The sequence below is a fragment of the Vreelandella sp. L-25 genome (assembly GCF_056857535.1).
In genome coordinates, this window is sequence record NZ_JBSXNH010000061.1 from 1 (window position 1) to 25733 (window position 25733).

25 protein-coding genes and 1 pseudogene are annotated in these 25733 nt (G+C 57.6%); 13 read left to right on the forward strand and 13 right to left on the reverse strand.

Annotated elements, in window-relative coordinates:
• A partial coding sequence (locus AC13CN_RS07840) for a hypothetical protein (RefSeq protein ID WP_483053111.1) occupies positions 1-205 on the forward strand: 205 nt, incomplete at its 5' end.
• Here the strand turns inward: AC13CN_RS07840 and AC13CN_RS07845 are convergent.
• From AC13CN_RS07845 to AC13CN_RS07865, 5 genes are all read right to left on the reverse strand, one after another.
• Positions 189-383, reverse strand: coding sequence for a DUF6316 family protein (locus AC13CN_RS07845; RefSeq protein WP_062372392.1), 195 nt, complete (start codon positions 381-383; stop codon positions 189-191). The genes AC13CN_RS07840 and AC13CN_RS07845 overlap by 17 nt on opposite strands.
• A gap of 80 nt (positions 384-463) precedes the next feature.
• Positions 464-3610 (reverse strand): efflux RND transporter permease subunit, encoded by a 3147-nt coding sequence (locus tag AC13CN_RS07850; RefSeq protein ID WP_228168721.1) that lies wholly within the window; start codon positions 3608-3610, stop codon positions 464-466.
• Positions 3611-3623: 13 nt separating this feature from the next.
• Positions 3624-4838 carry an efflux RND transporter periplasmic adaptor subunit gene (locus AC13CN_RS07855; RefSeq protein ID WP_062363107.1) on the reverse strand — a complete coding sequence of 405 codons (1215 nt, stop codon included), beginning with the start codon at positions 4836-4838 and terminating at the stop codon, positions 3624-3626.
• 23 nt (positions 4839-4861) lie between these two features.
• Positions 4862-6172 (reverse strand): TolC family protein, encoded by a 1311-nt coding sequence (locus AC13CN_RS07860; RefSeq protein ID WP_228168720.1) that lies wholly within the window; start codon positions 6170-6172, stop codon positions 4862-4864.
• A gap of 63 nt (positions 6173-6235) precedes the next feature.
• Positions 6236-6583: a hypothetical protein gene (locus tag AC13CN_RS07865; RefSeq protein WP_074210978.1), complete on the reverse strand. Its 348-nt coding sequence runs from the start codon at positions 6581-6583 to the stop codon at positions 6236-6238.
• 109 nt (positions 6584-6692) lie between these two features.
• Here AC13CN_RS07865 and AC13CN_RS07870 point away from each other — a divergent pair, with 109 nt between their 5' ends.
• Entirely contained in the window at positions 6693-6953 is a 261-nt protein-coding gene (locus tag AC13CN_RS07870; RefSeq protein ID WP_483053112.1) for a hypothetical protein, read from the forward strand.
• Between the two features lie 15 nt (positions 6954-6968).
• On the opposite strand, the gene AC13CN_RS07875 is transcribed toward AC13CN_RS07870, so the two are convergent.
• The gene (locus AC13CN_RS07875; protein ID WP_042924031.1) at positions 6969-7925 is read right to left on the reverse strand and encodes an arsenic resistance protein; all 957 of its coding nucleotides are present in this window, start codon (positions 7923-7925) and stop codon (positions 6969-6971) included.
• Positions 7926-8527: 602 nt separating this feature from the next.
• On the opposite strand from AC13CN_RS07875, the gene AC13CN_RS07880 reads away from it, so the two are divergent.
• From AC13CN_RS07880 to AC13CN_RS07895, 4 genes are all read left to right on the forward strand, one after another.
• Positions 8528-9418, forward strand: coding sequence for a sce7726 family protein (locus AC13CN_RS07880; protein WP_054641256.1), 891 nt, complete (start codon positions 8528-8530; stop codon positions 9416-9418).
• A gap of 7 nt (positions 9419-9425) precedes the next feature.
• A complete protein-coding gene (locus AC13CN_RS07885; protein WP_054641257.1) occupies positions 9426-10361 on the forward strand; it encodes a sce7725 family protein in 936 nt (311 codons plus the stop codon).
• Between the two features lie 50 nt (positions 10362-10411).
• Positions 10412-11395, forward strand: a complete 984-nt coding sequence (locus AC13CN_RS07890; RefSeq protein WP_197746084.1) for an RES family NAD+ phosphorylase — start codon at positions 10412-10414, stop codon at positions 11393-11395.
• Positions 11396-11492: 97 nt separating this feature from the next.
• Positions 11493-11720: a DeoR family transcriptional regulator gene (locus AC13CN_RS07895; protein ID WP_252860391.1), complete on the forward strand. Its 228-nt coding sequence runs from the start codon at positions 11493-11495 to the stop codon at positions 11718-11720.
• 33 nt (positions 11721-11753) lie between these two features.
• Here the strand turns inward: AC13CN_RS07895 and AC13CN_RS07900 are convergent, their stop codons facing one another.
• The gene (locus AC13CN_RS07900; RefSeq protein WP_054641258.1) at positions 11754-12062 is read right to left on the reverse strand and encodes a hypothetical protein; all 309 of its coding nucleotides are present in this window, start codon (positions 12060-12062) and stop codon (positions 11754-11756) included.
• A gap of 254 nt (positions 12063-12316) precedes the next feature.
• On the opposite strand from AC13CN_RS07900, the gene AC13CN_RS07905 reads away from it, so the two are divergent.
• From AC13CN_RS07905 to AC13CN_RS07920, 4 genes and pseudogenes are all read left to right on the forward strand, one after another.
• The gene (locus tag AC13CN_RS07905; RefSeq protein ID WP_058578690.1) at positions 12317-12898 is read left to right on the forward strand and encodes a DedA family protein; all 582 of its coding nucleotides are present in this window, start codon (positions 12317-12319) and stop codon (positions 12896-12898) included.
• Positions 12899-12964: 66 nt separating this feature from the next.
• On the forward strand, positions 12965-13768 hold the full coding sequence (locus AC13CN_RS07910; RefSeq protein WP_253557272.1) for a PhzF family phenazine biosynthesis protein: 804 nt from the start codon (positions 12965-12967) through the stop codon (positions 13766-13768).
• 169 nt (positions 13769-13937) lie between these two features.
• Positions 13938-14888 (forward strand): DUF808 domain-containing protein, encoded by a 951-nt coding sequence (locus AC13CN_RS07915; RefSeq protein ID WP_253557273.1) that lies wholly within the window; start codon positions 13938-13940, stop codon positions 14886-14888.
• Between the two features lie 125 nt (positions 14889-15013).
• Positions 15014-15235, forward strand: a pseudogene (locus AC13CN_RS07920) (NYN domain-containing protein); the annotation flags it as partial.
• Here the strand turns inward: AC13CN_RS07920 and AC13CN_RS07925 are convergent.
• Genes AC13CN_RS07925 through AC13CN_RS07935 form a run of 3 tightly spaced genes read right to left on the reverse strand, consistent with a single transcriptional unit; the run spans position 15196 to position 16583 of the window.
• Entirely contained in the window at positions 15196-15492 is a 297-nt protein-coding gene (locus AC13CN_RS07925; protein WP_058578686.1) for a DUF1330 domain-containing protein, read from the reverse strand. The pseudogene AC13CN_RS07920 and the gene AC13CN_RS07925 sit on opposite strands and share 40 nt — an antisense overlap.
• Before the next feature lie 60 nt (positions 15493-15552).
• Positions 15553-16101: a hypothetical protein gene (locus AC13CN_RS07930; RefSeq protein ID WP_232059488.1), complete on the reverse strand. Its 549-nt coding sequence runs from the start codon at positions 16099-16101 to the stop codon at positions 15553-15555.
• Positions 16102-16130: 29 nt separating this feature from the next.
• On the reverse strand, positions 16131-16583 hold the full coding sequence (locus tag AC13CN_RS07935; RefSeq protein WP_172515490.1) for a MerR family transcriptional regulator: 453 nt from the start codon (positions 16581-16583) through the stop codon (positions 16131-16133).
• Positions 16584-16653: 70 nt separating this feature from the next.
• Here AC13CN_RS07935 and AC13CN_RS07940 point away from each other — a divergent pair, with 70 nt between their 5' ends.
• Positions 16654-17682 carry an SO_0444 family Cu/Zn efflux transporter gene (locus tag AC13CN_RS07940; RefSeq protein WP_253557274.1) on the forward strand — a complete coding sequence of 343 codons (1029 nt, stop codon included), beginning with the start codon at positions 16654-16656 and terminating at the stop codon, positions 17680-17682.
• 311 nt (positions 17683-17993) lie between these two features.
• Here AC13CN_RS07940 and AC13CN_RS07945 read toward each other — a convergent pair whose 3' ends face one another.
• Positions 17994-18899 (reverse strand): LysR substrate-binding domain-containing protein, encoded by a 906-nt coding sequence (locus AC13CN_RS07945; RefSeq protein ID WP_253557275.1) that lies wholly within the window; start codon positions 18897-18899, stop codon positions 17994-17996.
• A gap of 170 nt (positions 18900-19069) precedes the next feature.
• Between AC13CN_RS07945 and AC13CN_RS07950 the strand changes: the two genes are divergently transcribed.
• Positions 19070-19648: an NAD(P)H-dependent oxidoreductase gene (locus AC13CN_RS07950; protein WP_058578681.1), complete on the forward strand. Its 579-nt coding sequence runs from the start codon at positions 19070-19072 to the stop codon at positions 19646-19648.
• A gap of 21 nt (positions 19649-19669) precedes the next feature.
• Here the strand turns inward: AC13CN_RS07950 and AC13CN_RS07955 are convergent, their stop codons facing one another.
• The gene (locus tag AC13CN_RS07955; RefSeq protein WP_289099386.1) at positions 19670-20005 is read right to left on the reverse strand and encodes a response regulator; all 336 of its coding nucleotides are present in this window, start codon (positions 20003-20005) and stop codon (positions 19670-19672) included.
• Between the two features lie 367 nt (positions 20006-20372).
• Between AC13CN_RS07955 and AC13CN_RS07960 the strand changes: the two genes are divergently transcribed.
• Positions 20373-22142: a mechanosensitive ion channel family protein gene (locus tag AC13CN_RS07960; RefSeq protein WP_253557276.1), complete on the forward strand. Its 1770-nt coding sequence runs from the start codon at positions 20373-20375 to the stop codon at positions 22140-22142.
• A gap of 41 nt (positions 22143-22183) precedes the next feature.
• Here AC13CN_RS07960 and AC13CN_RS07965 read toward each other — a convergent pair whose 3' ends face one another.
• Positions 22184-25657 carry an acyl-[ACP]--phospholipid O-acyltransferase gene (locus AC13CN_RS07965; protein WP_089675960.1) on the reverse strand — a complete coding sequence of 1158 codons (3474 nt, stop codon included), beginning with the start codon at positions 25655-25657 and terminating at the stop codon, positions 22184-22186.
• Positions 25658-25733: the final 76 nt, after the last annotated feature.

Here is a 25733-nt window from a genome sequence, read left to right on the forward strand (position 1 = left end):
GGCTGGCAACGGCTGTTTGCTCAAGGCCGAAGTGTTTTCTACCCCCTCTGGAGAAGAGCGCCAGACGCCGAGGCACGAATACCAGACTTGTTCACCTCCTCAGGAGGACTATGCCGATGACACGCCGGAAAATGGGGAGACCCTAGGTCGCCTGTACCTTGGCGACTTTGTGGATTTTGGGCCATTGGCTACTCATCCTTTTTGACAGTTTTCAGGAGTTCCGCAAGGCTGTCTTCGGCCGCTTTTTTGTTCGGGAATGGCCCGATATTTTGACCTTCACGGGTTAAAAAATACCAGTCACTGTTGATGGCGTGGATGCGATGTGTTCGAAAGGGTGAGGCTTCTTTCAAGTCATCTATTCGTTGCTTGGGTGGATCGTTCATAGTCTTTCCAGGATATAAACCGCAATAAAAGAACATTGAAAAAATCATGGGGAGATTCCCCCCCCACGATGGAGTGTTGGTTAACTATCAGTGTCGTGATTAATGTCGCCTGTGGGCGTGGAGTTACTGGCACTTCTGCCATGCAACAGCGCATAGAGCACAGGGAGTACAAACAACGTCAACAGGGTGGACGAGATAATCCCGCCGATCACCACGGTCGCCAGAGGACGCTGTACTTCGGCACCGGTGCCGGTATTGAGTGCCATGGGTACAAAGCCGAGGCTTGCTACCAGGGCGGTCATCAATACCGGCCGTAAGCGGATCAGGGCGCCTTCGACAATGGCCTTCATCAGGTCACCCTGCTCGTGCCACAGATCGCGGATAAAGGCGATCATCACCAAGCCGTTTAACACCGCCACCCCGGAGAGGGCGATAAAGCCAACACCCGCCGAGATCGACAGGGGCATGTCTCGCAGCCACAGGGACAGAACCCCGCCGGTGAGGGCCAGTGGCACGCCGGTGAAGATGATCAAGGCATCTTTGAGGGAGCCGAAGGCCATCACCAAGAGTGCGAGGATGATGGCGAGGGTCACGGGCACCACGATGGCAAGCCGCTGACTGGCGGACTGCAGTTGCTCGAAGGTCCCGCCGTAATCCAGCCAGTATCCGGCGGGTAGGTCCACGTCGTCCGCAATGCGCGCCTGTGCTTCCTCGACAAATCCGCCCAGGTCGCGGTCCCGCACGTTGGCGGTGACCACCACCCGACGCTTGCCGTTTTCCCGGCTGATCTGGTTGGGCGCCGGAGCCAGCTCCAGCTCGGCCACTTCCGACAGGGGCACATAGCCACCGTCCGGCAGGGGGACAGGTAGGTCCGCGAGGCTGTCCACATCCCGGCGGATGTCTTCGGGAAGACGCACCACCAACTGGAAGCGGCGGTCGCCTTCGTAAATCAGGCCGGCGTTTTCGCCCCCGACACCGGCTGCCACCAGATCCTGGAGATCATCCACGGTCAGCCCGTAGCGGGATAGCGCCATGCGCTTGGGGTGTACCGACAGCATGGGCAGGCCGGTCACCTGTTCGACCCGGGCATCGGCGGCGCCCTCCATGGATTCCACAACCTCAAGGACGTCGTTGGCCGATGCCAGCAGCTGATCCAGGTCATCGCCGAACACCTTGATGCCGAGGTCGGCGCGCACGCCGGAGATCAGTTCGTTGAAGCGCATTTCTATGGGCTGGGTGAACTCGTATTTGTTGCCCGGCAGTTGGGTCACGGCGTCCTCCATTTCCGCCACCAGTTCATCCTTCGTCTTGTCGGGATTGGGCCACTGGTCGCGAGGCTTGAGGACGACAAAGTTATCCGCTACGCTGGGGGGCATGGGGTCGGTGGCCACTTCCGGCGTGCCGATCTTGGCGAACACCTTGTCCACCTCCCCAAAGGCCTTCAGCCGTTCTTCCAGCTGCGATTGCATCTCGATGGACTGCTCCAACCCGGTGCCCGGGATGCGCAGGGCATGGAGTGCAATATCCCCTTCATCCAGTTGTGGAATAAATTCCGACCCCAGGGTGGTCGCCAGCCAGAGACAGACCGCTACCAGCGTGGTCGCGCCGCCCAACACCAGCCAGCGGAACCTCATAGCCACCCGCAGCGCAGGCCTGTAGAGCGATTTAGCACCGCTGATTACCGGGCTTTCCTTTTCGCTGATCTTGCCCCCCATAAAGACCGCAACAGCGGCGGGCACCACGGTCAGTGACAGCACCATGGCCGCCAGCAGTGCCATTACGACAGTGGCCGCCATGGGGTGGAACATCTTGCCCTCGACCCCGGTGAGAGCAAAGATCGGCAGGTACACCACAGTAATGATGGCGACACCAAACAGGCTGGGACGAATCACTTCGTTGGTGGCCTCGAACACCAATTGCAGACGTTCCTTGAGGGCCAACTGACCCTGGTGCTGGGCCTGGGACAGGCGCCGGATACAGTTCTCGACGATGATGACCGCGCCGTCGACGATCAGGCCGAAATCCAGCGCCCCCAGACTCATCAAATTGGCGGATACGCCAGACCGCACCATACCGGTGATGGTGGCGAGCATCGAAAGCGGAATGACAGCTGCCGTGATCAAGGCGGCGCGCAGGTTGCCCAGCAACAGAAACAGCACCACGATCACCAGCAGTGCCCCTTCAAGCAGGTTCTTCTCCACCGTGGCAATCGCCTTGTCCACCAGGGCTGTGCGGTCGTATACCGCCTCCACCTTGACGCCGTCGGGCAGGGAGGGCTGAATGGCCTCCAGCTTTTCGGCCACCGCCTGTGCTACCGCCCGGGAATTTTCCCCCACCAGCATCATGGCGGTGCCCATCACCGTTTCCTTGCCGTCGCGGGTGGCGGCGCCGGTGCGCAGCTCCTTGCCAATGGCCACTTCAGCTACATCGGCTACCCGGACTGGCGCACCATCCCGGTTGGCAATCACCACCTGTTCAATATCGCCAATGGTGGCCAGCTGCCCGGGCGAGCGCACCAACAGCTGTTGGCCGTTGCGTTCGATATAGCCGGCGCCGCGATTGGTGTTATTGGCCCGCAGGGCGCTGACCAGTTCATCCACCGTGATGCCGAACTCCAGCAACCGTTGGGGCGACGGCGTGACGTGGTACTGCTTGTCGTAGCCGCCAATGGTGTTGACTTCGATCACGCCGGGCACCTGGGCCAACTGGGGTTTGATGATCCAGTCCTGGATCTCCCGCAGTGCCGTAGCGTCCAGCGGACTGCCATCCGCTTGAGCGGCGCCGGGCAGGGCTTCTACGGTGTACATGAAGATCTCGCCAAGACCGGTGGCGATGGGACCCATCTCCGGCTCCAGCCCGGGGGGCAGCGCGCTCTTGATGGCGCCCAATCGCTCATTGATCAGATTGCGGGCGAAATAGATGTCCGTGCCTTCCTCGAACACCACCGTGACCTGGGACAGGCCGTAGCGGGACAGGGACCGGGTATAGGACAGGTTGGGCAGGCCGTACAAGGCCGTTTCCACCGGGAAGGTGATGCGTTGCTCTGCCTCCAGGGGCGAATAGCCCGGTGCCTCGGTGTTGATCTGTACCTGGACATTGGTGATATCCGGCACCGCGTCGATGGGCAGGCGCTGAAAACTCCACACGCCCACGCCGACCAGCACCAGAATAAGGGATAACATTAAAAACCGTCGCTCTACCGAGAGACGTAAGATGGCATTGATCATCATAGCCTCCTGGTTAGTGGTCGTGGGATGCGCCGGATTTTTCGATATCGGCCTTGATCAAATAACTGTTTTCCACCACATAGCGATCGCCTGCTTGCAGGCCGCCCAGTACCTCAGTCAGGTTGCCGTCGCTGCGGCCCAGCTCCAGTGGGCGGATCTCGTAGGTGTCATCCACCTGAATAAACACCACGGTCCAGTCCCGGAAGGATTGCAGGGCGCGGTTGTCAACCACCAAGGGGGCCTCCACCGTTTCCACCACGATATCCCCGGCCACCAGCAAACCCGGGGTCAGCAGTCCCTCGGCATTGTCGACTTCGACCCGGGCCAGGGTGTAGGGCGCGTTGCCGGGTGCCGGCAGCAGGTGGCGGATGGTGCCTTCCCGGTCAATGCCGTCAGCCTTCAGTCGGACTTTCTGGCCAATGGCAACCTCGGCCCGTTGGCCGGGGAAGACCTTGAATTCCGCCCACAGAGTGGTCAAATCGGCAATGGCGAATAGGGGTTGCTCCCCGGTCATTTCTCCGTTGCTGATCCGACGCTCAATGACGATCCCGTCGATGGGCGCTCGCAGTGCGTAGGTTTGCAGGCTTTCGTTGGACTCGACTTGAGCGAGCACGTCACCACGCTCGACCCGATCGCCCAGATTGACCTTCACCTGGCTGACCACGCCCGGGAAACGGGCGCGGATCCGGGCAATCTGCTGCGGTGCCGTGGTCAGGCTGCCGTAGGTGGTGAGGCTGCGCTCGATGGCACTCGGCCCGGCTGCGGCCGTTGTGATACCCGCTTTTCGGGCGATAGCCGGGGCGATCCGGGTGCGACCTTCGTGGGATTCCCAGTGCCAGCGGTAGTTCTTGCCGTCCATGGCGAGGCTCACTTCTACGTCGAAGGAGTGGGGTTCGGTCACCACGCCATCCCCCAGCCAGTAGTCCCCCTGGTAGGCGAAGTCGAAGGTGTCCACTTGCCCACCCAGGCGGGTGAGCTGGACATTGAGGTCAATATCATCAGTAACGGCGCGGCCATCCCTGGTGACCCAGGCCCGGTATTCCGGTGGGACCCCCTGCTCGAAGATCTGCAGTTCGACGGTGGCGTCGTTCTGTTGCAGCAGTATGCCGCCGTTAGGCCCCTTGACCTCTGCCTGCGATTCGTCGTGTTGTTCCTCGGCAGCTTGTAAGGGGCTGATGGCAAGGCAGGTGGCCACCAGAATCAGACAGAGTTGTTTTATCAGTTGCATGGTGTGAATCCTGAATTTGTGGGTTAGCGCGTCGGGGCGCCCGGAACAGTCGCGAGTGGCTGCGCCGTAAGTTGTTCGATCAACGCCTGGTTGAGCAGCGCCGTGGTGGCGGCGTCGACCAATGCCTGCCGTGCTGAGAGCAGCTCCCGCTGTGCGGCGGTCCACTCCACATAGCTGTAGCGGCCGTTTTCATAGGCTTCGCGGGTCTGAGTGAGTGCCTCGGTCAGGTCGGGAAGCATTTGGCTGCGAATCTGCTCAACAGTCTCGATACTTTGTTGCCGCAAGTGGTAGGCGTCGAACAGGCGCGAATGGAGGCGCAGCAGGGTATCCTCCCGGCGGAATCGGACCTCATCCCGCGCCGCCAGGGCGGCCTGCACCTCGCCGCGATTGCGCCGTCCGGAAAAGAGCGGTACCGAGAGCCCAGCGGTCAAGCCCGTATCATCCGTCTCCTCGAAACGCCGGACGCCCACCTGCCAACGGATGTCGCTTTCGGACTGGCTGCGCGCCAGCTGAATCTCCGCTTCGCGGATACGCTGTTCGCTCGCGTAGATTTGAATGGCTGGGCTGTCGCTGACCCGCTGGTACAGGGCATCGAAGTTGTCGGATGAACCGAACTGGAACAGATCGCCTTCCAGCATTTGAAAGTCCGGGCTGGTATCGCCCCACAGGGAAGCCAGAGCCATTTTCCGGCTCTCGTAGGCGGCTCGAAGACGGGACTGCTCAATACGACTCTGGGTGAGCGCGGCCCTGGCGCGCAGGACTTCGGCCTGGGGCGCCGCGCCCCTGTCGGCGCGACGGGTGACGATCTCGTGGGTGGCCTCGGCCAGCGCCACAGCTTCAGCGGCCAGTTGGAGTTTTTCCTGCAGGGCCAGTGTGGCGACAAAGCGCTGGGTCGCCTGTCCCAAGAGATCCAGGGTCTCGGCCCGGCGCTCGGCCTCGACCCGCCCGTATTGTGAGTCAACTACGCTGACGCGGGCCTGACGCTTGCCGCCAAGTTCGAGGACCGATGACAAGGACAGGGTGTACTCTGCCCCGTCAACTCCTCGCAGATTGTCGCTGCCGAGGAAGTTTTCCACTCCCAGGCCGGCCTCCAGGGCAGGATTTTGATCTGCCGTGATGCGTCGGCCATCAAGACCCTGAAGGCGAAAATCGAAGACCTGGAGGCCGGGGTTTTGTGCCATGGCCCGCGAGAGAGCTTTGGACAGAGTGAGCGGTTTCTCCCCGGCGAGTGCCAGGGTAGAACCAAATGCCAGCGTTAGAAGGCAAAAGGCATGGATAATAGAGTGGCACGGCATTGCGCGCCGCCCGTTTTTTACGGGCATTCTGAAAAGCATGGGACTGCTCCTACGAAAGTCTAAATGACAGTTGTTCCCCGGGTGGGGAAGGTATTCGCAGGGTCAGGAAATGGGAGGGCGGAAAAGGGAGGATTGAACCCCGGTGGTGAAGTTGGCTTGGTAGTCGGACTGTACTATTCCCGCGGTCAGGGTGAAAATATTGGTGAGGGTTCCCATCAATACCATGTGAAAGGAGCTATGGCTATGATGGCAATGGTCGGCTGAATGACTGGGGTTGTCGGGAGACGACTTGGTTGCCTGATTTTCGCTGGAAAAATCCGCTGATTCGTGTGAATGCGCATCATAATGTGGCATTGCGGGGTTGTGCGGCTGTGCCTCATAGGCAATAGACACCACTGATTGCAAAGCAATCAACAGCGTTATTACCATTATGAAACAGCGTTTAACCATGCAAGTGGTCCCGGAATTGGAATTTGACCGTGAGCCTAGCAGAAAGGCAACCACATGGAAAGGACTGGACTCCCATGGCGTTACGTGAGTCCGTCGTGCGCTGCCCTGAGTGGCGGGCGATTGCACCGACCAACCGCAGTTCGTCTATGTGGCTGCCGCCGGGGGCAGCCGGGCCGGGATCAATATGGCCGGCGGCGACGCTATGCTCGATCTTCGCGCCATGCCGGCGGTCATGGCGATGCGGGCCAATATGACCGTGCAGGAATTGGCTGAAGAGCTGTTTCCCTACCTGACCATGGTGGAAGGGCTCAAGCTCTGCGCCCAGACTTTTATCAAGGACGTGACTCAATTGTCCTGTTGCGCCGGGTAAGGCTGCGTTCCCGGCTCAGTCGGCATTCCTGATCAGGCGCGGCAGCCAACGCAGATACGCCACCATGCCAAACAACTCGACCAGGGATTGGAAGACGATGACAACGATGGCGGCACGCCAGGGCTCCGGCAGTGACAGCGCCAGCGGCAGCATGACGAAGGAGTTGCGGGTACCAAAGCTGAAGGTGAGGGTGCGGCCGATAGTGGGCGTGAACCCGAATAGCTCACTGAGCCCCTTGCCGATGGTAGCGGCGGCAACCAGATAAAGTACAAAAACCACAAGCGCCGACCACAGCAGGGCGCCATTGTCGATCACCAGGCTGACCTGGGAACCGGCAATTAGAAACACCACCAATGCCAGCAACGGCACGGGCAGCCACCCAAGCCAGTCCACCAGTGTTTGCGCGCGCGGGTGCTTTTCCGTCAACCGTTCGGTAATCCAGGCCAGGATCAGCGGGGTGACAATCAATCCGAAGAATGCCGGCAGCAAGTGGCTGCCAACCGCCAGTTCAATGGCGATATTGCCCATGAAGAGCCAGATATAAATGGGTAGCAAAATGAGCTGGACCAGCAGAAGGATCGGCGCGGCCGCTATGGCCCTGGCACCGTCCCCACCACCGAGATGGGTAAAACTGATAAACCAGTCCGTACAGGGCACCAGCAGTACCAGCAGTACGCCGAGACGAATAGCGGGATCATCCGGTAACAGCCACAACAGAAGACCAACGACCACCGGTATCAGGATAAAATTGCCCGTCAGCAAAGCGGCCAGAAAGCGGCGATCACGAAATGCCGACCTGAGATGTATCAGTGGTACCTGAGTGAAAGTGGTGTACAGGAGAACGCCCAGTGCGGGCCAAAGCAGCGCTTCCCAATGACGGGTCTGCTCTGGTGACATCCAGCCGATGGTCATGCCGGCCAGGATGACTAGGAGATAAAGCCAGACTTGATATCGCTCCAATTGTTCGCGCATTTAAGGCTGTTCCCGCTGTTTTTTCGAGGGCACGATAGTATCATTGGGGCGCAATGAACTCCCGACACTTGCCCTGAGCATTTCGGCAGGCTTCGAGGGGGACTGAAATCTCTTTAGGTTGGGTCGGGAGAGATACGGTAAAATGGTTAGCGTCAGCGTTATACCTTTTTTCTGACAGTAGCGGGGATGGGCGTCTCCACAGGGTTGGTGGCTTTTTACCCGGTTTGGCTGGTTCTGACCCTGTTGAGAGGAGCTGTCAGTAAAAAATGAAATTATTTTTAAGGAATTTCTGAGCATGGTATTTATCATGGTGTTACCGATTATCAGTATAATAAGCCGTTGAAAATAAAAGACAAAAATGGCTTATTGATAATAGAGTGGGAGTGAGCGTAGGCTTATTTCTTATATAGTTGCGTGGGCGCAAGTGATGTAGCCTAACCTTAAACTGTTCGGTATCAGGTCTATATTTAGTATTGAGAATATGCAACGGTAAAGTTGTTCGCTTCGAGCGGCGGTAAGGATACTGCCGTTTTTGCTAAATGTAGGTTAGGGGTCAACTCATGCCCCCTGATTTGTCCGAAATGGACGGCTGAGGTAGGAGTATGAAAAATTATAGTACATCGCAACTGTCCGCCCTGACCCGACTCTTCTCTGCAGCTGTCTTCCGTGAATTGGCGAAAAAAGGCCAGTCTGGCTTATTCTGTCGGTTACTGGAACAAACAAACTTGCTTGATAATGCCGGTTCGGGTGCGACTGTTGGAGATGTTTTCGACCAAGCATTCGAAATTTTGAAGGTCGCAGGACAGCGCGATGAATATATTTATCGGGCGGCTATCAGCCAGAAGATACTGATGGGAACGCATTCGCTACGCACAGCTTCGATGCTCAATGAGTTTCGTGCTGGTAGTAGCAAGGCTGATCTCGTCATCTTGAACGGCACAGCTACCGTCTATGAGATCAAGTCGGAGCGGGATTCGCTTGCGCGACTAGCCAACCAGGTCGATAACTATAAGCGTGTTTTCGCCAAGGTAAATGTAATTGCGAGCAAAGATCATATAGAAGGCATAATAGAAACGGTTCCGAAAGACGTAGGGGTAATGTGCCTTTCTAAGCGCTTCCGGATAACAACAGTGCGCGAAGCAGCAGAGCGCCCTGAGCGAATCTGCCCAGTAACCGTTTTTGAGTCATTGCGTATGGCTGAAAGCAACACAATCTTGCAGACGATGGGCGTGGTGGTACCTGAGGTTCCTAACACTCAACGGCACGCGACTATGCGTGACCTGTTCTCTAGGCTAGACCCGGTAGAGTTGCATATAGAGATGGTTCGCACGCTCAAGCGGACGCGTGATCTTTCATCACTTAGTGACTTTGTCAATCGTTTGCCCAAATCTTTGCAAGCAGCGGCGCTTTCTATATCGGTGCGCCGCTCTGATCACTCGAAGCTGATTGATGCCATTGAGACTCCGCTTCAAACAGCTATGACTTGGAGCTGACCTTCGTATGTATTATCCCTATTTTCGCGGAAAACAATACGAGCTAATTACTATCCGCGAGACGTCAAAGTTGCTTGCCGAAAAGAACTTTGTGCCTGTGATTGAGCCTGTGCGGGAGTCACTTGGCAGCCTTAAGAAAACATTGAGTGCTGTGTGCGAGGCAGGTGGGCGCGCTATAGTTATCGTGAACCCTTATCACGGTGACCACAAAAAAGACGGGGCGAGCATTACTGGTCTACTCCAAGAATATTTTTGCGAAGTTGACAATATCTCAGCTGGCATTTTATTGCGTAATGATATGAATGCAGATGAAGTAATAGCCTGCTATGACCAACATGCTGATCATCAACCTGTTCTAGTCCACGCGGGCTTCACTGCCCCCAAGGAGCTGGCGGCTGCGCTTAAGAAAAACACGGCGGGCCTCGATAACGTATTTATAGAAGATCATGCAAAAATGCTCTACCGGAAGCACTTCGACCAGGGCAAACGCATTCTCGTACGCGACGGCTTCAAACGGCAACGTAACGCCGATTATCTTCCTGTAGAGGAGTTCTCCGACCTTCATGTCACCTATGATGAACTCCGCATGACGGGATTTGGAGATTTTCTTATCGCTGGCGACGTTTATAGTGAGAGCGGTGGTCCGGCTTACGCCGTCGCGATCCACTTGACTTTCATTGATCCTGACAAAGACGATGTCATGTATGTCTACCACTTTATCTCTGATACTAACGACACTCCAACCGACCCTGCTGGCAAGTTCGCTCAGGCGCTGGAGAAACTGATCGCGAAACTGGATAGTGACAATTCCCACATTCTTGAAACTGAGGCGATAAAGGAGTTTCGCTCCCTCCATGCTAAAGGCCATTTTCCAGGCCTCGGCTACATTAAAAAGCTCTCGATGAAGCATCACATCGAGACACTTGCCGACTATCTTGGTTAAGCCTTATGGTACAACGACTCTGTTGCCCTGAATGTTTTGATGATCGCAGTTTGCGCGATCAGCTCTTCCCGTCGCTAGATCCCAGTTACGGAGCATGTGATTTTTGCGGGACCGCTGATACCCAGCTTGTTGAGCCGGGTAAGCTCGCCAATTATTTCGAGCTTCTAGTTAATGTCTATGAGCCGAGTGAGGACGGTAAGTCGCTGGTCGAATGGATGAAGGATGATTGGCAGCTCTTTAGTCACCAACGTATGGACACCGCCCACGCTAAAGAACTGCTCGGTGAGATTCTCGATGACGGTGAAATCGTCCGAAAAAGCTTTGCACCATCTCCAAGCTATATTAGTGAGGGGCTCGCACAGTGGGATAAGTTGCGCGACGAAATGATGTATGCCAACCGCTGGTTCCTTGATGTCGCCATTGATTTAGACCGCCTCGAACAGTTGTTTGGCATGTTGTTGGCGTCGCAATTACCTCGGCAATGGTATCGCGCGCGCATCCTTGCCGAGGACCAGGTCTTCCCAATTGAGAAGATGGGTGCACCCCCGGAGCGACGCTCATCACATGGTCGGGCTAATCCTGCGGGCATTCCCTATCTTTATCTGGGATCAATTCCTGAAACCGCTGTGGCTGAGATAAGGCCTCATACCGGCGAGCTTGCATGTGTTGCTGATTTCACAATTCCCGATATTAAGGTTGTGGACTTGCGCAATCCGCGCAAACTCGTTTCTCCCTTCATACTCTCCGAGTCGAGCGAGATTAGTCAGTTACGCGCCGATTTGCCGTTCCTCGAACGTTTAGGTGAGGAGTTGACTCGACCTGTTCAGCCGTCAGGGGCCGCGATCGACTATATTCCGAGCCAGTATCTTTGTGAGTTCATTAAGAAAATCGGTTTCGACGGCGTGCTCTATCGTAGTTCAGTCAGCGACGGTATCAATCTCGCACTGTTTAACCCCGAAAAGGCTGTCGGCGGCAAAGTGGAGCTCTACAGCGTGTCCAAAGTTTCGGTCAAAGTATCCCGCCCTTTAGAATAAACAGACTTTTACAGATACTGTTTGTGTGAACCCAGAACCAGATTCAATTCGATAGATCTCTTTGAGCTAGGCCTCATTTGGTTTTTTTGTCAGTATCATGGCAACTACGATACTCAACGAACGGCAAATTAAGGTGCTGAACCGTTTGTTGGATACCGCAGTCGAAGAATTTGCACAGGGTATTAATGCCCGCAAGTACCAATCGTTGGCTGAGGTGAGCAAGGCCACCGCCACGCGGGATTTGGCAGAACTGGTGGAGAAAGGCTGCCTTTCCAAGCTTCCCGGCGGTGGGCGCAGCACGCGTTACTCCGTGGAGGTGGGTTAGGGCTGCTTGTTGAGAACGATAGGTTTCAAGGCGTTAGTCAGAAACCCTATCGCAGTTATCTTGATACAGCGGCGCATCGGTGCCCAGCGCTAGGCGCTCGGTGGCGCTGTTGTAGTAGAAGTGGCCATGCTCAACGTTGGCAAGGTGATAATCCCCGCATACGCCATAGCCCTTGTTGACGCGCTTTAAATGCGAGAGGTCGGCCTGCGTTTGGCTGCCGAGGCGTTCCGATATGCTTGCGGCGATATGAGCATCACGCTGGGCCTCGGAGTAGGCTTGGCCGCCGAATATCAGGCCCGCAACGATGAAAATGGCGACGACGGGAATCCATAGGTTATGCATAGCGTGCCCAGTGAGTAGGTGTGGTGTGCATGATGCCAGTAGGCAAAGTAGTTAGCAGGATAATAACGGGTTGCTGGTTTAGCTGCACTGATGAGTGTGGGCTGCGTGCGTTGCTGTTGAACGCCACTCGCATATTGAATAAGCTGCCTGCCGCTAAAAAGCCCTATTCAATCCTCTGCATCATCCCGAATCGAGATAAAGAGGGCGTTTACCTAGCGCCCACGGTTCCGGGGTTACTTTATGGATGAACGCAAATGACGCTTGAGCATTTGGTGGCGAACTATGGCAGCTTCGGGCTGTTCGTGGGGGCGAGCTTGGAGGGCGAAGCCAGTGCGATGCTGGGCGGCATCCTGTCTCATCAGCACCTGATCGAGTTTTGGCCCGCTATCATCGCGCTCGCGCTGGGCTCTTTCCTGGCGGATCAAGTGTTCTTCCTGCTCGGGCACGGGTGGCGCAATAGCGCTATCGTTCGTTCGGTGCAGGGTAGTGCGGCAGGTGGGCGTGTACTGACAACGTTCAACGCCCACCCGAACGTTTTCGCGTTCTCCTTACGCTTCCTTTATGGGCTACGCATGGCCGGTGCGGTGACCATCGGCACGACCGATTATCCTTGGCCACGCTTTATCCTGCTCAATGCTCTTTCGGCGTTGATCTGGGCGCTGGCCTGGGTCACGCTCGGTTATCTGTTTGGTCAGGCCCTTGCGCCACTGTTCGAGCGGCTGAGTGGCTATTCCCATTTTATATGGGCTGGGATTGCCGCTGCCCTTTGCATCGCGGCAGTGGCCGTGATGGCTTCCAGGCGGAGACGAGCTCAGCGCTTGACGACGCGCGATTGAGCTTGATGCCTCCGCCAGAAAGCGGCACTAACCTAGCGTTTTCGCCTCTCTTTTTCGGTAACTGCCATGAAAATCGACCTCTACCAAGTAGATGCTTTCGCCTCAAAACCCTTTGAGGGCAACCCAGCCGCCGTGTGCCCGCTGGAGGCGTGGTTGGATGATGCGCTGCTGCAGGCCATTGCAGCGGAGAATAACCTTTCCGAAACCGCGTTTTTCGTACCCACGGAAGCGGGCTATCACCTGCGCTGGTTTACGCCTTCGGTGGAGGTGGATCTGTGCGGCCATGCCACCTTAGCGGCGGCGTGGGTGGTGTTTCATGCCTTGGGCGTGGTGGCCGAGGCGGTGGCCTTTGAAACCAGAAGCGGTGTACTAACCGTTCGCCGCGAGGGCGATGCGCTGGTGATGGACTTCCCCGCGAAAACGCTCGCACCGCTAGACATGCACGCGGAAGTCGCCGCTGCCCTGGGCGGTATCGAAATCGAAGAGCTGCTGATCTCGGATGACATTGTGGCGGTAGCTGAAGAGGCGAGTGTGATTGAACGCCTCGTGCCGGATATGCAGCGGCTTAAACAGCTGCCAGGGCGAGGTGTGGCTGTTACTGCGAGAGGCGATGATGTGGATGTTGTCTCTCGCTGGTTTGGCCCCAAGGTCGGCGTGGAAGAAGACCCGGTGACCGGCTCGGCACATACGTCGCTCGCACCTTACTGGGCAGCGCGTTTGGGTAAGCAAGCGCTTACTGTCCGCCAGGGTGGCGCACGTCAAGGCGCGCTGAGCTGCGTGGTAGAAGGTGAGCGCGTGATGATTAAAGGCCGCGTTGCGCCTTATCTAACGGGGCAAATCACGCTGCCTGAAAATGCTTCCTCAAGGTAATACCCCTCACTCCATAGCGCGCTCCCTCGAAGGCCGCTCTTTGAAGTGACGCAGTGAGGGTAGGTCATGAAGGGAGAGAATCGACACTGCCCTTGGCATAAAAGAGTCCGCCCGCCCCAGCCACCGTGTGCTTTACTATCTGCAATGCTGATTCACGGAGGAAATACCCATGGCTATTGGCGGCTTGATTGGATTACTGGACGACATTGCCGCGCTGGCGAAGCTATCCGCTGCATCACTGGACGATGTAAGCGCCGCGGCTGGTCGTGCGACGGTGAAAGCGGCAGGGGTGGTGGTGGATGATGCGGCGGTGACGCCGCAATATTTGCACGGGGTAGTGGCAGAGCGTGAATTGGCGATTGTGAAGCAGATCGCGCTGGGCTCCATCCGCAACAAGCTGTTGTTTATCCTACCAGTGGCGCTGCTGCTGAACCATTTTCTGCCTGGGCTATTGCCGATCATCCTGATGATAGGCGGCACTTACCTGGCCTTTGAGGGCGCGGAGAAGGTGTGGCATAAGCTCTCTGGCCAGCATGACGATGACAAGCCTGCGGTTGAGGAGGGGCCGGAAGCCGAGAAGAAAATCGTCAGTGGTGCTATTCGCACCGACCTGATTCTCTCTGCGGAAATCATGGTGATCGCGCTGGCCACGGTGTCTCACCAAGGGTTTTGGTCACAGCTGGCAAGCTTGGTGGTGGTCGCGTTTGTGATCACGATACTGGTGTATGGCGTGGTGGCCATGTTGGTCAGGATGGACGATGTTGGCCTACAGCTTGCCCAGCGGGATCACTCAGGCGTACAAGCCCTGGGCCGTGGCTTGGTCACGGCCATGCCCAAAGTGCTCGCGACCATCTCAGTAGTGGGCACCATCGCCATGCTGTGGGTGGGCGGGCATATCTTGATGGTGAATCTGGGGGCAGAGGGAACGGGCTGGTTCAACGCGCCCTACGAGTGGGTGCATCACATCGAGCATGCCATTCATGAGTCCACCGGTGCCTTTGGTAGCACGCTGGGCTGGAGCTTCAATACGCTGTGCTCGGCGGTGATTGGCTTTTTGGTGGGCTCGGTGGTGGTGGGGGTATCGCGCCTCGTGCCTACCCAGAGGGCGCATTCTAAATAACGGCGCGGTACCATGCACCCTTACCAACGCCAGCCTCATGAAGCTGGCGTTTTATTACTTGCCGAGGCTTTTCCATGACCACCCGCGTCGCCATCTTCGTCGATACCCAGAACGTCTATTACACCGCGCGCGAGGTGGATGTGGTGGTGCTGGTGTCCGGCGATGGCGACTTCGATCTGTTAGCCCAGAAAATCCGTGAGGTGCACGGTAAACGTGTCGAGGTCTACGGTGTGCCCCGGCTCACCGCTGCCTCGCTCATCAATGCCGCGAGCGAGTTCATCCCCATCGAGGGTGACTTGTTGCGCCATCACACCTCTTCGATGCCTTCTACCAAAAAGACGCGGTAATCGGCACCCAGGAAGCGGTGCTTGCGGGCTTCTTGGTAGGCGGGGCTTTGGTACCAGGCGCGGGCGGCGGCCATGTCCGGGAAGCGTAGAATCACCGCACCTTCCATCGCGCTGCCTTCCAGCACTTCAAAATCGCCGTAAAACGCTAGCGGCTGCGGGTCGTGGCCTTCGCGGGCGGCTTTGGCTTTTTCGCTGTAGCGCTGCATCTCTTCGCTGTTGTGGGTGTGTTCACGGGTCAGAACGATATAAGCGGGCATTGCTTTTTCCTAGATAAGATGACAAGACGCTCCAGCATACCATTGCCGACGGGCGCTGCGTTATGAATCAGGGCGAGTGGGGCCGTTGGTGGGGGTGTACGCGTCCGCTTCGATAACGGCGTCGTCCTCTACCGCGCGTTCGAGCTGGCGGTGCTCTAGGGCAGCGAGCGCGATGCGGTAGCAGTCGTCGATGTGGCTGTTACCCATGTATTTCATGGCGGTAAAGCTGATGCCGCCTGCCACGGCACTGCCGATCAGCGGTACGAACTTGGATGCGCCTTTTGCCGCCACCCGAACGCCCATTTTGCTGAGTAGCGAGACGATGAGGTTCTGGGTGATGTATTTGCCCGCCATCTTGCTGCCGGTGTTGGAGATAGCGGTCATGACGAACAGCTTGCTCTCGGTATCCAGGCCGTCGATTTGCTCCGGTGTCAGGCCAAACTGGCTATTAATTTTGGGGATGATGCGCATCAGAATCGCCACGTCCGAGCCGATATCCAGCCCCGGTACGGGGATGATGGCGGTGCCCGCTGAGAGTCCGGCACTTTTGGTGACCATCGCTTGGCATGTCTTTTTGATGGCCTCGAGTTCTTCCTTCGTTTCGATCATGGGCAGTTCCTTTGGGGGGGGGGCGCGCGTCATTTGAGCAAAGATTGGCGGTCGCCACAGCGGGTGTCACTGCAGCTGGGCTGGTGCTCATACAGCGTTTGGATGATTTGGCAGTCGGCGGCTTTGCCGCCCCGGCACTGATGAACCACTTGGCGCAGCTCGTCGGCTAGCGCCTGAAGCTTGGCAATGCGCGCCTCCAGGTGCGCGAGATGGCGGCTAGCAATGTCATCGGCGGCGCTGCAGTCGGTGTCGGGGTGGTCTGAGAGCGCTAACAGCTCCTGAATGCTGTGCAGGTCTAGCCCCAGGTTGCGGCCATGGCGAATGAAGCTGATGCGCTCAAGCGCCGCTTGGTCGTAGTGTCGGTAGCCCTGTTCACCGCGTTGTGGGGGCGGCAGCAGGCCGAGTTTCTCGTAGTGGCGAATGCTCTCCGGTGAACAGCCGGTGCGGGCGGCCACTTCGCCAATGCGGTAGACGTGTGTCATGGATTGACCCTGTAACGATGACAGGGTTTAGGCTAGTCCTCATTCCCACCGTGAACAAGTAGGTGATGAGATGACGCTGATAACCGAGCTGCTGCAAATTGCGCTGACGGCAGCCCCGTGGCTGCTGCTGGGGCTGGTGATTGCCGGGCTGATTAAGGCGTGGTTGCCAGAGCGCCTACTGCAGCGCTGGATGGGCGGGCGCGGCCTGGGCAGTATTGTACGGGCGGCAGTGATTGGGATGCCGCTGCCGCTGTGCTCCTGCGGGGCGATTCCCACCGCGATTGCGCTGCATCGGGGCGGTGCGGGGCGCGGGCCTACCACGTCGTTTTTAATCAGCACCCCTGGCGTGGGCGTGGACTCGATTCTGCTCACCAGCGTGCTGCTTGGGCCGCTGATGGCGGTGTTACGTGTTGGCGGCGCGTTGGTAACGGCCATTGTGACGGGCCTGCTGGTCGGCTTTACCCGCGATGCTGCAAAGGCTAGCCCCACCGTCGCTTCCGGTGGCTGTTGCTCCTCGAGCGGTTGCCACGACCATCACGCTAACGCCAATGAGCCGGAAGGCTTGAGAGCGGGGCTGCGCTATGCGTTTAGCGATCTGTTGGATGATATCAGCGCGTGGATGTTTGCCGGGCTGCTGCTTGCCGGTGTGCTGGTCACTCTGGTACCGCCGGATACGCTAGCACAGTTTTCGGGCGGTATTTTGGCTCTGATACTGATGGCAGTGGTGGGTATTCCGCTTTATATCTGTGCGGCGGCAGCTACGCCAGTAGCGGCCGGGCTACTGTTAGCGGGTATCTCGCCTGGGATGGCGCTAGTGTTTTTGCTGGCGGGGCCGATTACCAGCCTAGCAACGCTGGCCATTTTGCGCCGCGAGTTGGGTAATACCGCGTTGACGGTCTACCTTGTCTGCGTGCTCACCGTGACCGTGCTAGTCGGCTGGCTGTTCGATGCGGCCGTTGCCTTGGCCGGTTGGAACCCAGTGGAGCAGGCCAGTCAAGTGCAAGAGCTGCTGCCCCACTGGTTGGAGTGGTTAGCGTTGGTGGTGCTGGCGCTGGTGGCTATTAGGCCGGTGCGCCGCCGCGTGATGGGGTTTTATTAACCCGGCATCTAAATAGCTATGCGATAATGCCGGCATGAACAGAGAAGATGCTCGCACACTCCATCCCACCGCTCAGGAAGAAGGAAGAAAAGCGAAAACTTGCGGTTCGCCTTTCCAAGCGTGGGATGAAGAACAAACACTAGCCCGCCTGCGTTGAGCCAGGAGGCGAAGGTCGCCCACTGTGTTTGGTAGTTGTTGGAGTAGGCGTAGTCGCTGAGCGTTGCGCTAAGCAACGACCTCCTATGTTGCCTACCCAGTGTAGGTCAGGGGCCGAGTTTTACCCAAAGCGAAGCAAGCGGCGCTTAGCGTTCTCACGGGCCGTGGGCATACTGCGCGGGGAGCCGCTCGGCTAAAAAATCCATGAACAGCCGGGTACGCTGAGACAGGGTGGCTTGCCGGTAGTAAACCGCGTTAATCGGCTGCGTGACGAGCTCGGTGTGGTCGGGCAGTACCTCTACCAAGGTGCGGTTTTGCCGGGGCGCTCGGGTCATGAAGTCAGCCAAACACACGATCCCTTCACCCTTGAGTGCGAGCTCCAGCAGCGTGCTGCCGCTGGAGGCAGAGAGGGTGGGCGTGATATGTAAGCGCTTACCATCGGCACAGGTCAGCGGCCAGTGGTTCAAGTGGTCGAGCTGGCTAAAACCGAGCAGGCTATGGCGGCAAAGCTCCTCTACCTGCTGCGGCGTGCCGTGGCGGGCTAAATAGGCGGGGCTGGCCAGCACCCGCAGTGCGCTATGGCCAAGGGGGCGGGCGTGAAGGGAAGAGTCCTCCAATGCGCCAATGCGAATGGCTAGATCGACCCGCTGCTCCAGCAAATCCACAAAGCGGTCATGGGTATCCAGCTCTAGGGTAATGCCAGGGTAGCGGGCGCGAAATTCACCAATCACCGGGACAATCACATACTGCATAAAGCTTGGCGCGGCGTTGACCCGCAGCCGGCCTTTAGGCTGGTCGTGGCGGTCGAGCAGGGCCTCTTCGGCCTCTTCCACGGCGGCCAGGATGCGTCGGCAGTGGGCGAGAAAGGTTTCCCCTTCTTCGGTCAGTTCCAAACGGCGGGTCGTGCGGCGCAGCAGCGTCGTGCCGAGCTTCTGCTCCAGGCGGTTTAGCGCGCGGCTGACGCCTGACACGGTAATGCCCAACCGTTCGGCAGCGGCGGTAATCGAGCCGCAATCCACCACGGTGATAAACGCTTGCTGCTCTTCCAGAGTGCTTTTCATTGTTGGTTTGGGGTGCCTCGATAAAAGGTTGATTGTTGATTTTAGCGCAAAAGTCTCTTGCTAGATGTTTGGTTTTTCTTTGTTGCTCTGCACTACACAATGCTTGCCAATTAATGCCCTGCTTACTTCTTTTAAGCGGGGCGGTCACGATACTCGGTGAGGTTGAAGCAATGAAGATACTGTTAATCAATGGTGGTAAAGCGTTTGCCCACTCTGGTGGTGAGCTCAACAATACCCTGCATGCCGTGGCGGTGGATACGCTGAAAGAGCTAGGCCATGAAGTGCGCGAAACGGTCATCGAGCAGGGCTATGAGGTTGCCACCGAAGTGCAAAACTTCCTCTGGGCGGACAGCATTGTGTATCAAATGCCCGGCTGGTGGATGGGCACCCCCTGGACCGTAAAGCGCTACATTGATGAAGTCTTCACTGAAGGCCATGGCTCTCTGTACGCCAGCGATGGCCGCTCTCGCCAAGACCCGACCAAGCAGTATGGCAGCGGTGGCTTACTGCAAGGCCGCCATTACATGCTGTCGCTGACCTGGAACGCGCCGATTGAAGCGTTCGACGAGCCGGATAACTTCTTTGAAGGCCGTGGGGTGGATGGCGTTTACTTCCCGTTCCACAAATCTCAGGAGTTTATTGGCCTTGCGGCTCAGCCGACCTTTATTGCCAATGATGTGATAAAGGTGCCGAATGTAGAGCGTGATAAAGCCGCTTACCGTACGCACCTGCGCCGTGTGTTTGGTTAATTCGCCACGCTGCTAAAGCATTCACACACGCATCAACACAAGCGCCCACCGACGTCGGTGGGCGCTTTTTTGTGCCACGCTTAGCGCTCTCGGCTCAGGCTTTACACGGTGAATGAGCCGGTAGACGTAGGCAGAAAGATACGCCCTGATTTTTTCAAGCGAGGCGGACGCCATAGCATCCACTCGCCGAAACAGCGCTTTTACCCGGACGGAAAGCTCTGCCACGCTGAATGGCTTCGTGAGATAGTCTTCTGCTTCCATTTCCAGCCTCAGCACTCTGTCCAGCTCGGCCACGTGCATACGAACCAGCTCGCCGATACCTGGGTTATCCTCGATGATCAGTACGTTTCGCGTCATAGCTTCCTGGCTCTCGAAAGGGGCGTTACTCTTTCATGCTGTCGGTGGAGTCCATGTGATCGTTCTCCATGCTCATGTCGTCCATGGAGTGGCTCATGCCATCGACGAGCTGTTGCTCACCGCGCTGTATGACGACGCGTTTAATCGCCTAGGAAATTTGGAAAACTGAGTGAAAAACTAAGCGGCCATTTCTTGCCTTCGCCTTACGCCACCAAGCGCTATAGCCACGATTGCTTGCCGGATAAGGTAACGTGGTCTGTACTTTGACCAACCATCGACACGGATAGCCCACTGATTTAAATGGGCGGGCGGCACAAGCCGTTGGTTGATGGCGGGTCTTGGCTCACTTTTACTGAATAAGGCAAGTATGAAAAATTACAGCTCGTGGCCCGTTTGGGGTGTGCTGGTCGTCACGCTACTGTTCTCTAGCGTTGGCATGGCGCAAACGCAAGGCGATGAGAGCGAGAACCCGCGTTGGTTCACCATGGATGCGATCAACACAGGGTTGGGTGAAGTTCCCGAAGAGGCGAAGCGTATGTCGCCACGGGAAACGATCCGCAGCTTTTTAAACTTCACCGAAGAGGAAAATTACGCCGATGCGGCGCATTTGTTGAACCTAGCAGACGTTGATCCTAGCGAGCAGTCCACGCGGGGAGCCGAGCTGGCCAAACAGTTGGCGGAAGTGCTAAGGCGCGGCGAGTGGTTGAACGCTTCTAATTTGCCTGGCCGCCAAGACGCTGCTATTGAGGATCCGTCTGGCCAAAACCCTTTGGCTGGCGAGCCACGGCGCAACATTGAACTGGCTGCGTTGCAGGTAGAAGGCCAAGCCTATGATGTGCGCTTAGGCCGCTACCGTGTTGGCGAAGAAGACCCCGTATGGCTCATTATGCCGGAGAGCGTTTCGTCGATTCCCGCGCTCTACGAAGAGTACGGCCCCTCCATGCTAGAGAGCTACATTCCCGAGCAGCTCAAAGCGTCGTTTGGCGTGCTGAAAATCTGGGAGTGGCTGGCGATCCCTATTTTTCTGATCACGATTGGCTTAGTGGGAGTGGCAACGTATTACCTTGTCAGTTTGATCGCGCGCATTCTGCCCTCCGGGCTCTCGACCATTTTTGCTGATCAAATTGGCGTGCCCGTCGCGTTCATTGTGGTGTCATTGGTCACCCAAATGCTGCTGGATTACGTGATCTCGTTTTCAGCGGTAGCGACCACGACGTTCAGGGTACTACTGATCGCGATCATGGCCTGGGGGGCAGGCACCATTGCGCTGCGGTTGGTCGATACCATTATGCTACGCATGACCCGCCGCTTGGTGGGGGAAATCGACGATACCAAACCCAAAGACAAACGCCGGCTGCTGACCTCACTCTACGCCCTGCGCCGGGTGATTATTTTAATCACCGTGGTGGCGGTTTCGGTGTATGTGCTGGGGCAAATCCAGCTGTTCGAATCGTTGGGCCTGTCCATTCTGGCCTCGGCCAGTGTGTTGGCCGTGCTGGTCGGTATCGCGGGGCAGACGGTGCTGGGCAATATTCTGTCGTCGTTCCAACTCTCACTGGCCAAGCCCATCCGCATTGGCGATTTGGTGATCTTCGAAGGGCAGTGGTGCTATGTGGAAGGGATTTTCTACACCTTCATTCGGCTGCGTTCTTGGGATGAGCGGCGGTTGATCGTGCCGGTCACGTACTTTACGTCCAAACCGTTAGAAAACCTCTCGGTGAAAAGCACCAAAATGTACCGCTTCATGGAGCTAACCCTGCACCTCAGCGCGGATATCTCTCAGGTGCGTGAGAAGTTTTTAGAATTCGCTAAGGAAGAAGAGTGCGTGATTGAGCACCATAAGCTGCTCTGCTACGTCACAGGCCAAACTTCCTACGCACAAACGGTCACCTGCTACTTAATGACCTCGGACCCGCTAGCGGGCTGGACCGCTGAGATGAACGTGCGTGAGAAGCTGATGGCCTATATCCGCGACGAACATCCCGAGTGGTGGCCCCGCGACGTGGTGGTGATTAGCCATCATGATATTGCGCGTGGGGAGCATGCTAGACAATCAAGCGGCCAACAGAAAGGTGCGACGGGACAAACCGGTGAGTCAAACGACTCAAGTGACGCACCGGACGGCGGTGCTGAGTAAGTTCGCCAGAAAGGGCAGCGGCCATGCCGCTGCCCTTTTTACTAAGATGATTCAGCCGCCAGCTGCGCTTCGGCAAGCCGTTTCGCGCCAGCAAAGTCTGCTTTTCCTGACCCTAGACGAGGTATCTCTTCCACGGTGAGCCAGTCGCTGGGAATCATTAACGCGGGCGTACCGTGGCTGCGCAGGGCGGTTTTGAGCGTTTGGGCGTCCAGCGCTGCTTCGCTCAGTAGGACGATGCGCTCGCCTTTGTTTGCATCGGGCAGGCTGACGGCCATCAGCGGTATGTTGGGGTCGTCGACGACCGCTCTGACCGCGGCTTCGACGGCGCTGAGGCTGACCATTTCGCCGCCGATTTTGGCAAAACGGGCGTAGCGGTCGATCAGTGTTAAAAATCCATCTTCATCGATAAACCCTTTATCGCCGGTAACGTACCAGCGCTGGCCGTCGAAGCTTTTGAGGACCTGTTCGGTGCGCTGGGGGTCGTTGAGATAGCCCTGCATCACCTGCGGCCCGCTAATCACAATCATGCCTGGCTCGTTGGTGGGTAGCTCCTCGAAGCTCTCTGGATCGACGACCTTAATGCTGGTGCCGGGGAGCGGCATACCCACGGTGCCGGGCTTATTGCCTTTTTGAACCTGCTGGTAGTGAACGCCGACGGCGTCGGGTAGGTTAACGGCCGCTACGGGGGCGGTTTCTGTCGCGCCGTAACCTTCATAAATCGCCTTACCGAATTTTTGCGCAAACCCTTCACGTACGCTGTCATCCAGTTTCTCGGCACCGGCCACCACAACACGTAGGCTTGCCAACATGGCGGGCTGTACCTTTGGGCTGCGGTTGAACAGGCGCAGCATGCTGGAGGTGCCGAACATAATGGTGGCTTTATGCTTGGCCACCGCGTTGGCGACGCCTGGGGCATCGGTGGGGTCGGCGTGACTGGCCATCGGCAGCCCTTCGATCAATGGCAGTAGCTGGGTGACGGTAAAACCGAACGCGTGAAAGAGCGGCAGCGAGGCCATGACCACATCGTCGTGCTGGGTATTGAGCACGTCGGAGGTCTGCTTGATATTCGCCATCAGGTTGCGGTGGCTCAGCATCACACCCTTAGGCTGCCCTTCGCTGCCGCTGGAGAACAGAATGGCCGCCGTGGCGTCCGCATTCCGTCCATAGCAGAACAGCGCTTGTAACAACCAAGCGGGCAGCAGGCGCACGGCAAGAAACGTACTGACGCGCTCAAACCGGGAGATCCCCGCCTGTAGATCTTCCAAATAGATCACCTGCTTACCTTCCAGCAGCGATTCTACTGCCAGCCCCCGCTGGCTCAGCTTTTCCACAAAGCGGCGCGCGGTGACGACGGTGCGAATATCGGCTTGCTGCAGCGCAGAGGCAAGGGACGCTTGGCTGGCGGTGTAGTTCAAGTTCACCAGCGTTTTACCCGCGAGCAGCGTGGCCATATTGGCCAGTACCCCAGCAGTGCTGGTAGGCAGCAAAAGGCCAAGCGTCGCTTCGTTGAGGCTACGGTGGCGAAAGCGCTTGGCGAGCAGCAGGCTAGCGGTGAGCGCTTGGCCTGCGTTGAGTGGGCGACCCAAGGCGTCGGCCAACGCTGGGGCGCTTGGGCTGCGTTTGACACTGTTGATCCAGGCCTCAGGCAGCGAAGGCAGCTCCTCCATGGCGTGTTGCCACGAGTGGGTCGCCTGCTCGAAGATACGCCGTTTGAGTACGTCGGCGGGGGTGTCTTTGGGCAGCGGTTTACCAAAGGCGACTACCACAGAGCGGTGCAGCGGCGCATTGCGTAGCTCTTTGAGTTTACTAGACGAGCGGGAGAATTGGCTGCCCCACAGGCCACGCAGGTAAAACGGCACGATGCGCACGTCTGGGTGGGCGTGTTTGCAGGCGCGCTCGTAGCCTCGGCGCAGCTCGCCCAACTGGCCGTTGCGGCTAATCGCTCCTTCGGGAAACAGGCAAACCACTTCCCCTGCGTTGAGCTGCTCGGCCACGGCGGCCAGCGCGTTCTCGGCCCCTGCGCCGCGCTCAATGGGAATGCAGCCCAGCGCTTTAAAGAACCAGCGTAGGTACCAGCGCTGGTAGATGTTTTTCAGCATCACAAAGCGCACCGGGCGCGGGCTAGCAATTTGCACCATCGCCCAGTCTACCCAACTAATGTGGTTGCCCAGCAGCAGCACGCCGCCTTGGGCGGGCAGGTTTTCCAGCCCGTGAACGTCTACGCGGTAACGGCGGGTAATCAGGAAGCTGAGAATAAAGCGCACTAAGCTCTGGGGCAGTTTGGAAATGGTGTAGCCGCCGCCCACCATCGCCACGCTGGCGACCAACAGCAGCAGGTAGTGGCTATCGACCCCCGCCAGCGCGAACAGCGCGGTGAGCACCAAAAAGCCCAGCATCGAAAGGTTTTGGATCCAGTTATTGGCGGCCAGCACGGTGCCTAGCTCGTGATCCGCCGCATGAAACTGGATCAACGCGTTGAGCGGCACGATAAATAGCCCGCCCATCATGCCGATGAACACAAAGTTGAGCGCTTGGCTGGTGGGCGTGGTGAGGAGAGGAAGGCACCAAAGTCCGACGGCGACCCCGACAGCACCCAGCGGAATTAACCCGGTTTCAATACGGTTGCGGGAGAGCTTGCTGGCTAACAGCGAGCCGAGAGCAATGCCGATACCGCTGGCGGCGAGAATGGCTTGCAGCACCAGCGTGTTCTCAATGCTGAGCGCCTCTTTGGCATAGGCGGGAAAAGCGGCTAGCAGCACTTGCCCCACCGACCAGAACGTCGCCAACCCAATGATGGAGAGCCGCAGCACCGGCTGGTGGGCAAGAATACTCAGATTGTTTTTTAGCGCAGTGCCGCTGCGGTAGCGTGCCCAGGTGAGCGGGGTAGCCGCAGGCTGTGCTTCATCCAGTTTGAGCCGATAGAGGGCGACGACCTGAAGGCCGCTGTTAAGCACCAGTAGCCAGCCCAGCGGAGCGATATGGCGCAGTAGGTCGCTTGGCGTACTGGCGCTGGGGGTGACCCAGTGTTCAAACAGGGCGGTAAACGCTACCGTGCCGGCCAGGATCGCACCAATGGTAACCGCCTGCACTAGCCCGTTGGCTTCGGCTAGCCGGGGCTTACCAAACAGCCCTTTTACCAGGCCGTATTTAGCAGGCGAGTAGAACGCCGACTGAATGGCCAATAGTAGCGTCATCGCAAAGGCGAGCCAGAACCAGCCTTGATAATAAGCGGCCGTGATCCCCAGCGATACCGCCACCGCCGCCCAGGCGGAGAGCCTTAGCACACGTACTTTGGGAGTGCTGTCGGCAATATGGCCTGCCGGGCTGAAGAGGAGAATAAACGGCAGCAGAATTAGCCCATTCACCAGAGCGGTAAGCACGACCTGGGTCGCGCCATCGTAGCTTTTGAAAATCGTATTCTGAATGACGATTTTGTGCCCGAGATCTACGAAGGCATTGAGAAAGATGGCCATCAAGTAGGGCCAAGCACCCGCGATGCGCAGCAAAGGTTGCATGGTATGTCGCCTTAGTCGCCGAAAGTTAACGCACTGTCGGCAAACGGGGTGAGTGTTGCAACGCTCACCGTTCAAG

Coding starts and splice junctions, on each gene's coding strand:
- AC13CN_RS07845 (WP_062372392.1), bottom strand. CDS start 383: ATGAACGATCCACCCAAGCAACGAATAGATGACTTGAAAGAAGCCTCA.
- AC13CN_RS07850 (WP_228168721.1), bottom strand. CDS start 3,610: ATGATCAATGCCATCTTACGTCTCTCGGTAGAGCGACGGTTTTTAATG.
- AC13CN_RS07855 (WP_062363107.1), bottom strand. CDS start 4,838: ATGCAACTGATAAAACAACTCTGTCTGATTCTGGTGGCCACCTGCCTT.
- AC13CN_RS07860 (WP_228168720.1), bottom strand. CDS start 6,172: ATGCTTTTCAGAATGCCCGTAAAAAACGGGCGGCGCGCAATGCCGTGC.
- AC13CN_RS07865 (WP_074210978.1), bottom strand. CDS start 6,583: ATGGTTAAACGCTGTTTCATAATGGTAATAACGCTGTTGATTGCTTTG.
- AC13CN_RS07875 (WP_042924031.1), bottom strand. CDS start 7,925: ATGCGCGAACAATTGGAGCGATATCAAGTCTGGCTTTATCTCCTAGTC.
- AC13CN_RS07880 (WP_054641256.1), top strand. CDS start 8,528: ATGAAAAATTATAGTACATCGCAACTGTCCGCCCTGACCCGACTCTTC.
- AC13CN_RS07885 (WP_054641257.1), top strand. CDS start 9,426: ATGTATTATCCCTATTTTCGCGGAAAACAATACGAGCTAATTACTATC.
- AC13CN_RS07895 (WP_252860391.1), top strand. CDS start 11,493: ATGGCAACTACGATACTCAACGAACGGCAAATTAAGGTGCTGAACCGT.
- AC13CN_RS07900 (WP_054641258.1), bottom strand. CDS start 12,062: ATGCATAACCTATGGATTCCCGTCGTCGCCATTTTCATCGTTGCGGGC.
- AC13CN_RS07905 (WP_058578690.1), top strand. CDS start 12,317: ATGACGCTTGAGCATTTGGTGGCGAACTATGGCAGCTTCGGGCTGTTC.
- AC13CN_RS07910 (WP_253557272.1), top strand. CDS start 12,965: ATGAAAATCGACCTCTACCAAGTAGATGCTTTCGCCTCAAAACCCTTT.
- AC13CN_RS07915 (WP_253557273.1), top strand. CDS start 13,938: ATGGCTATTGGCGGCTTGATTGGATTACTGGACGACATTGCCGCGCTG.
- AC13CN_RS07925 (WP_058578686.1), bottom strand. CDS start 15,492: ATGCCCGCTTATATCGTTCTGACCCGTGAACACACCCACAACAGCGAA.
- AC13CN_RS07930 (WP_232059488.1), bottom strand. CDS start 16,101: ATGATCGAAACGAAGGAAGAACTCGAGGCCATCAAAAAGACATGCCAA.
- AC13CN_RS07935 (WP_172515490.1), bottom strand. CDS start 16,583: ATGACACACGTCTACCGCATTGGCGAAGTGGCCGCCCGCACCGGCTGT.
- AC13CN_RS07940 (WP_253557274.1), top strand. CDS start 16,654: ATGACGCTGATAACCGAGCTGCTGCAAATTGCGCTGACGGCAGCCCCG.
- AC13CN_RS07945 (WP_253557275.1), bottom strand. CDS start 18,899: ATGAAAAGCACTCTGGAAGAGCAGCAAGCGTTTATCACCGTGGTGGAT.
- AC13CN_RS07950 (WP_058578681.1), top strand. CDS start 19,070: ATGAAGATACTGTTAATCAATGGTGGTAAAGCGTTTGCCCACTCTGGT.
- AC13CN_RS07955 (WP_289099386.1), bottom strand. CDS start 20,005: ATGACGCGAAACGTACTGATCATCGAGGATAACCCAGGTATCGGCGAG.
- AC13CN_RS07960 (WP_253557276.1), top strand. CDS start 20,373: ATGAAAAATTACAGCTCGTGGCCCGTTTGGGGTGTGCTGGTCGTCACG.
- AC13CN_RS07965 (WP_089675960.1), bottom strand. CDS start 25,657: ATGCAACCTTTGCTGCGCATCGCGGGTGCTTGGCCCTACTTGATGGCC.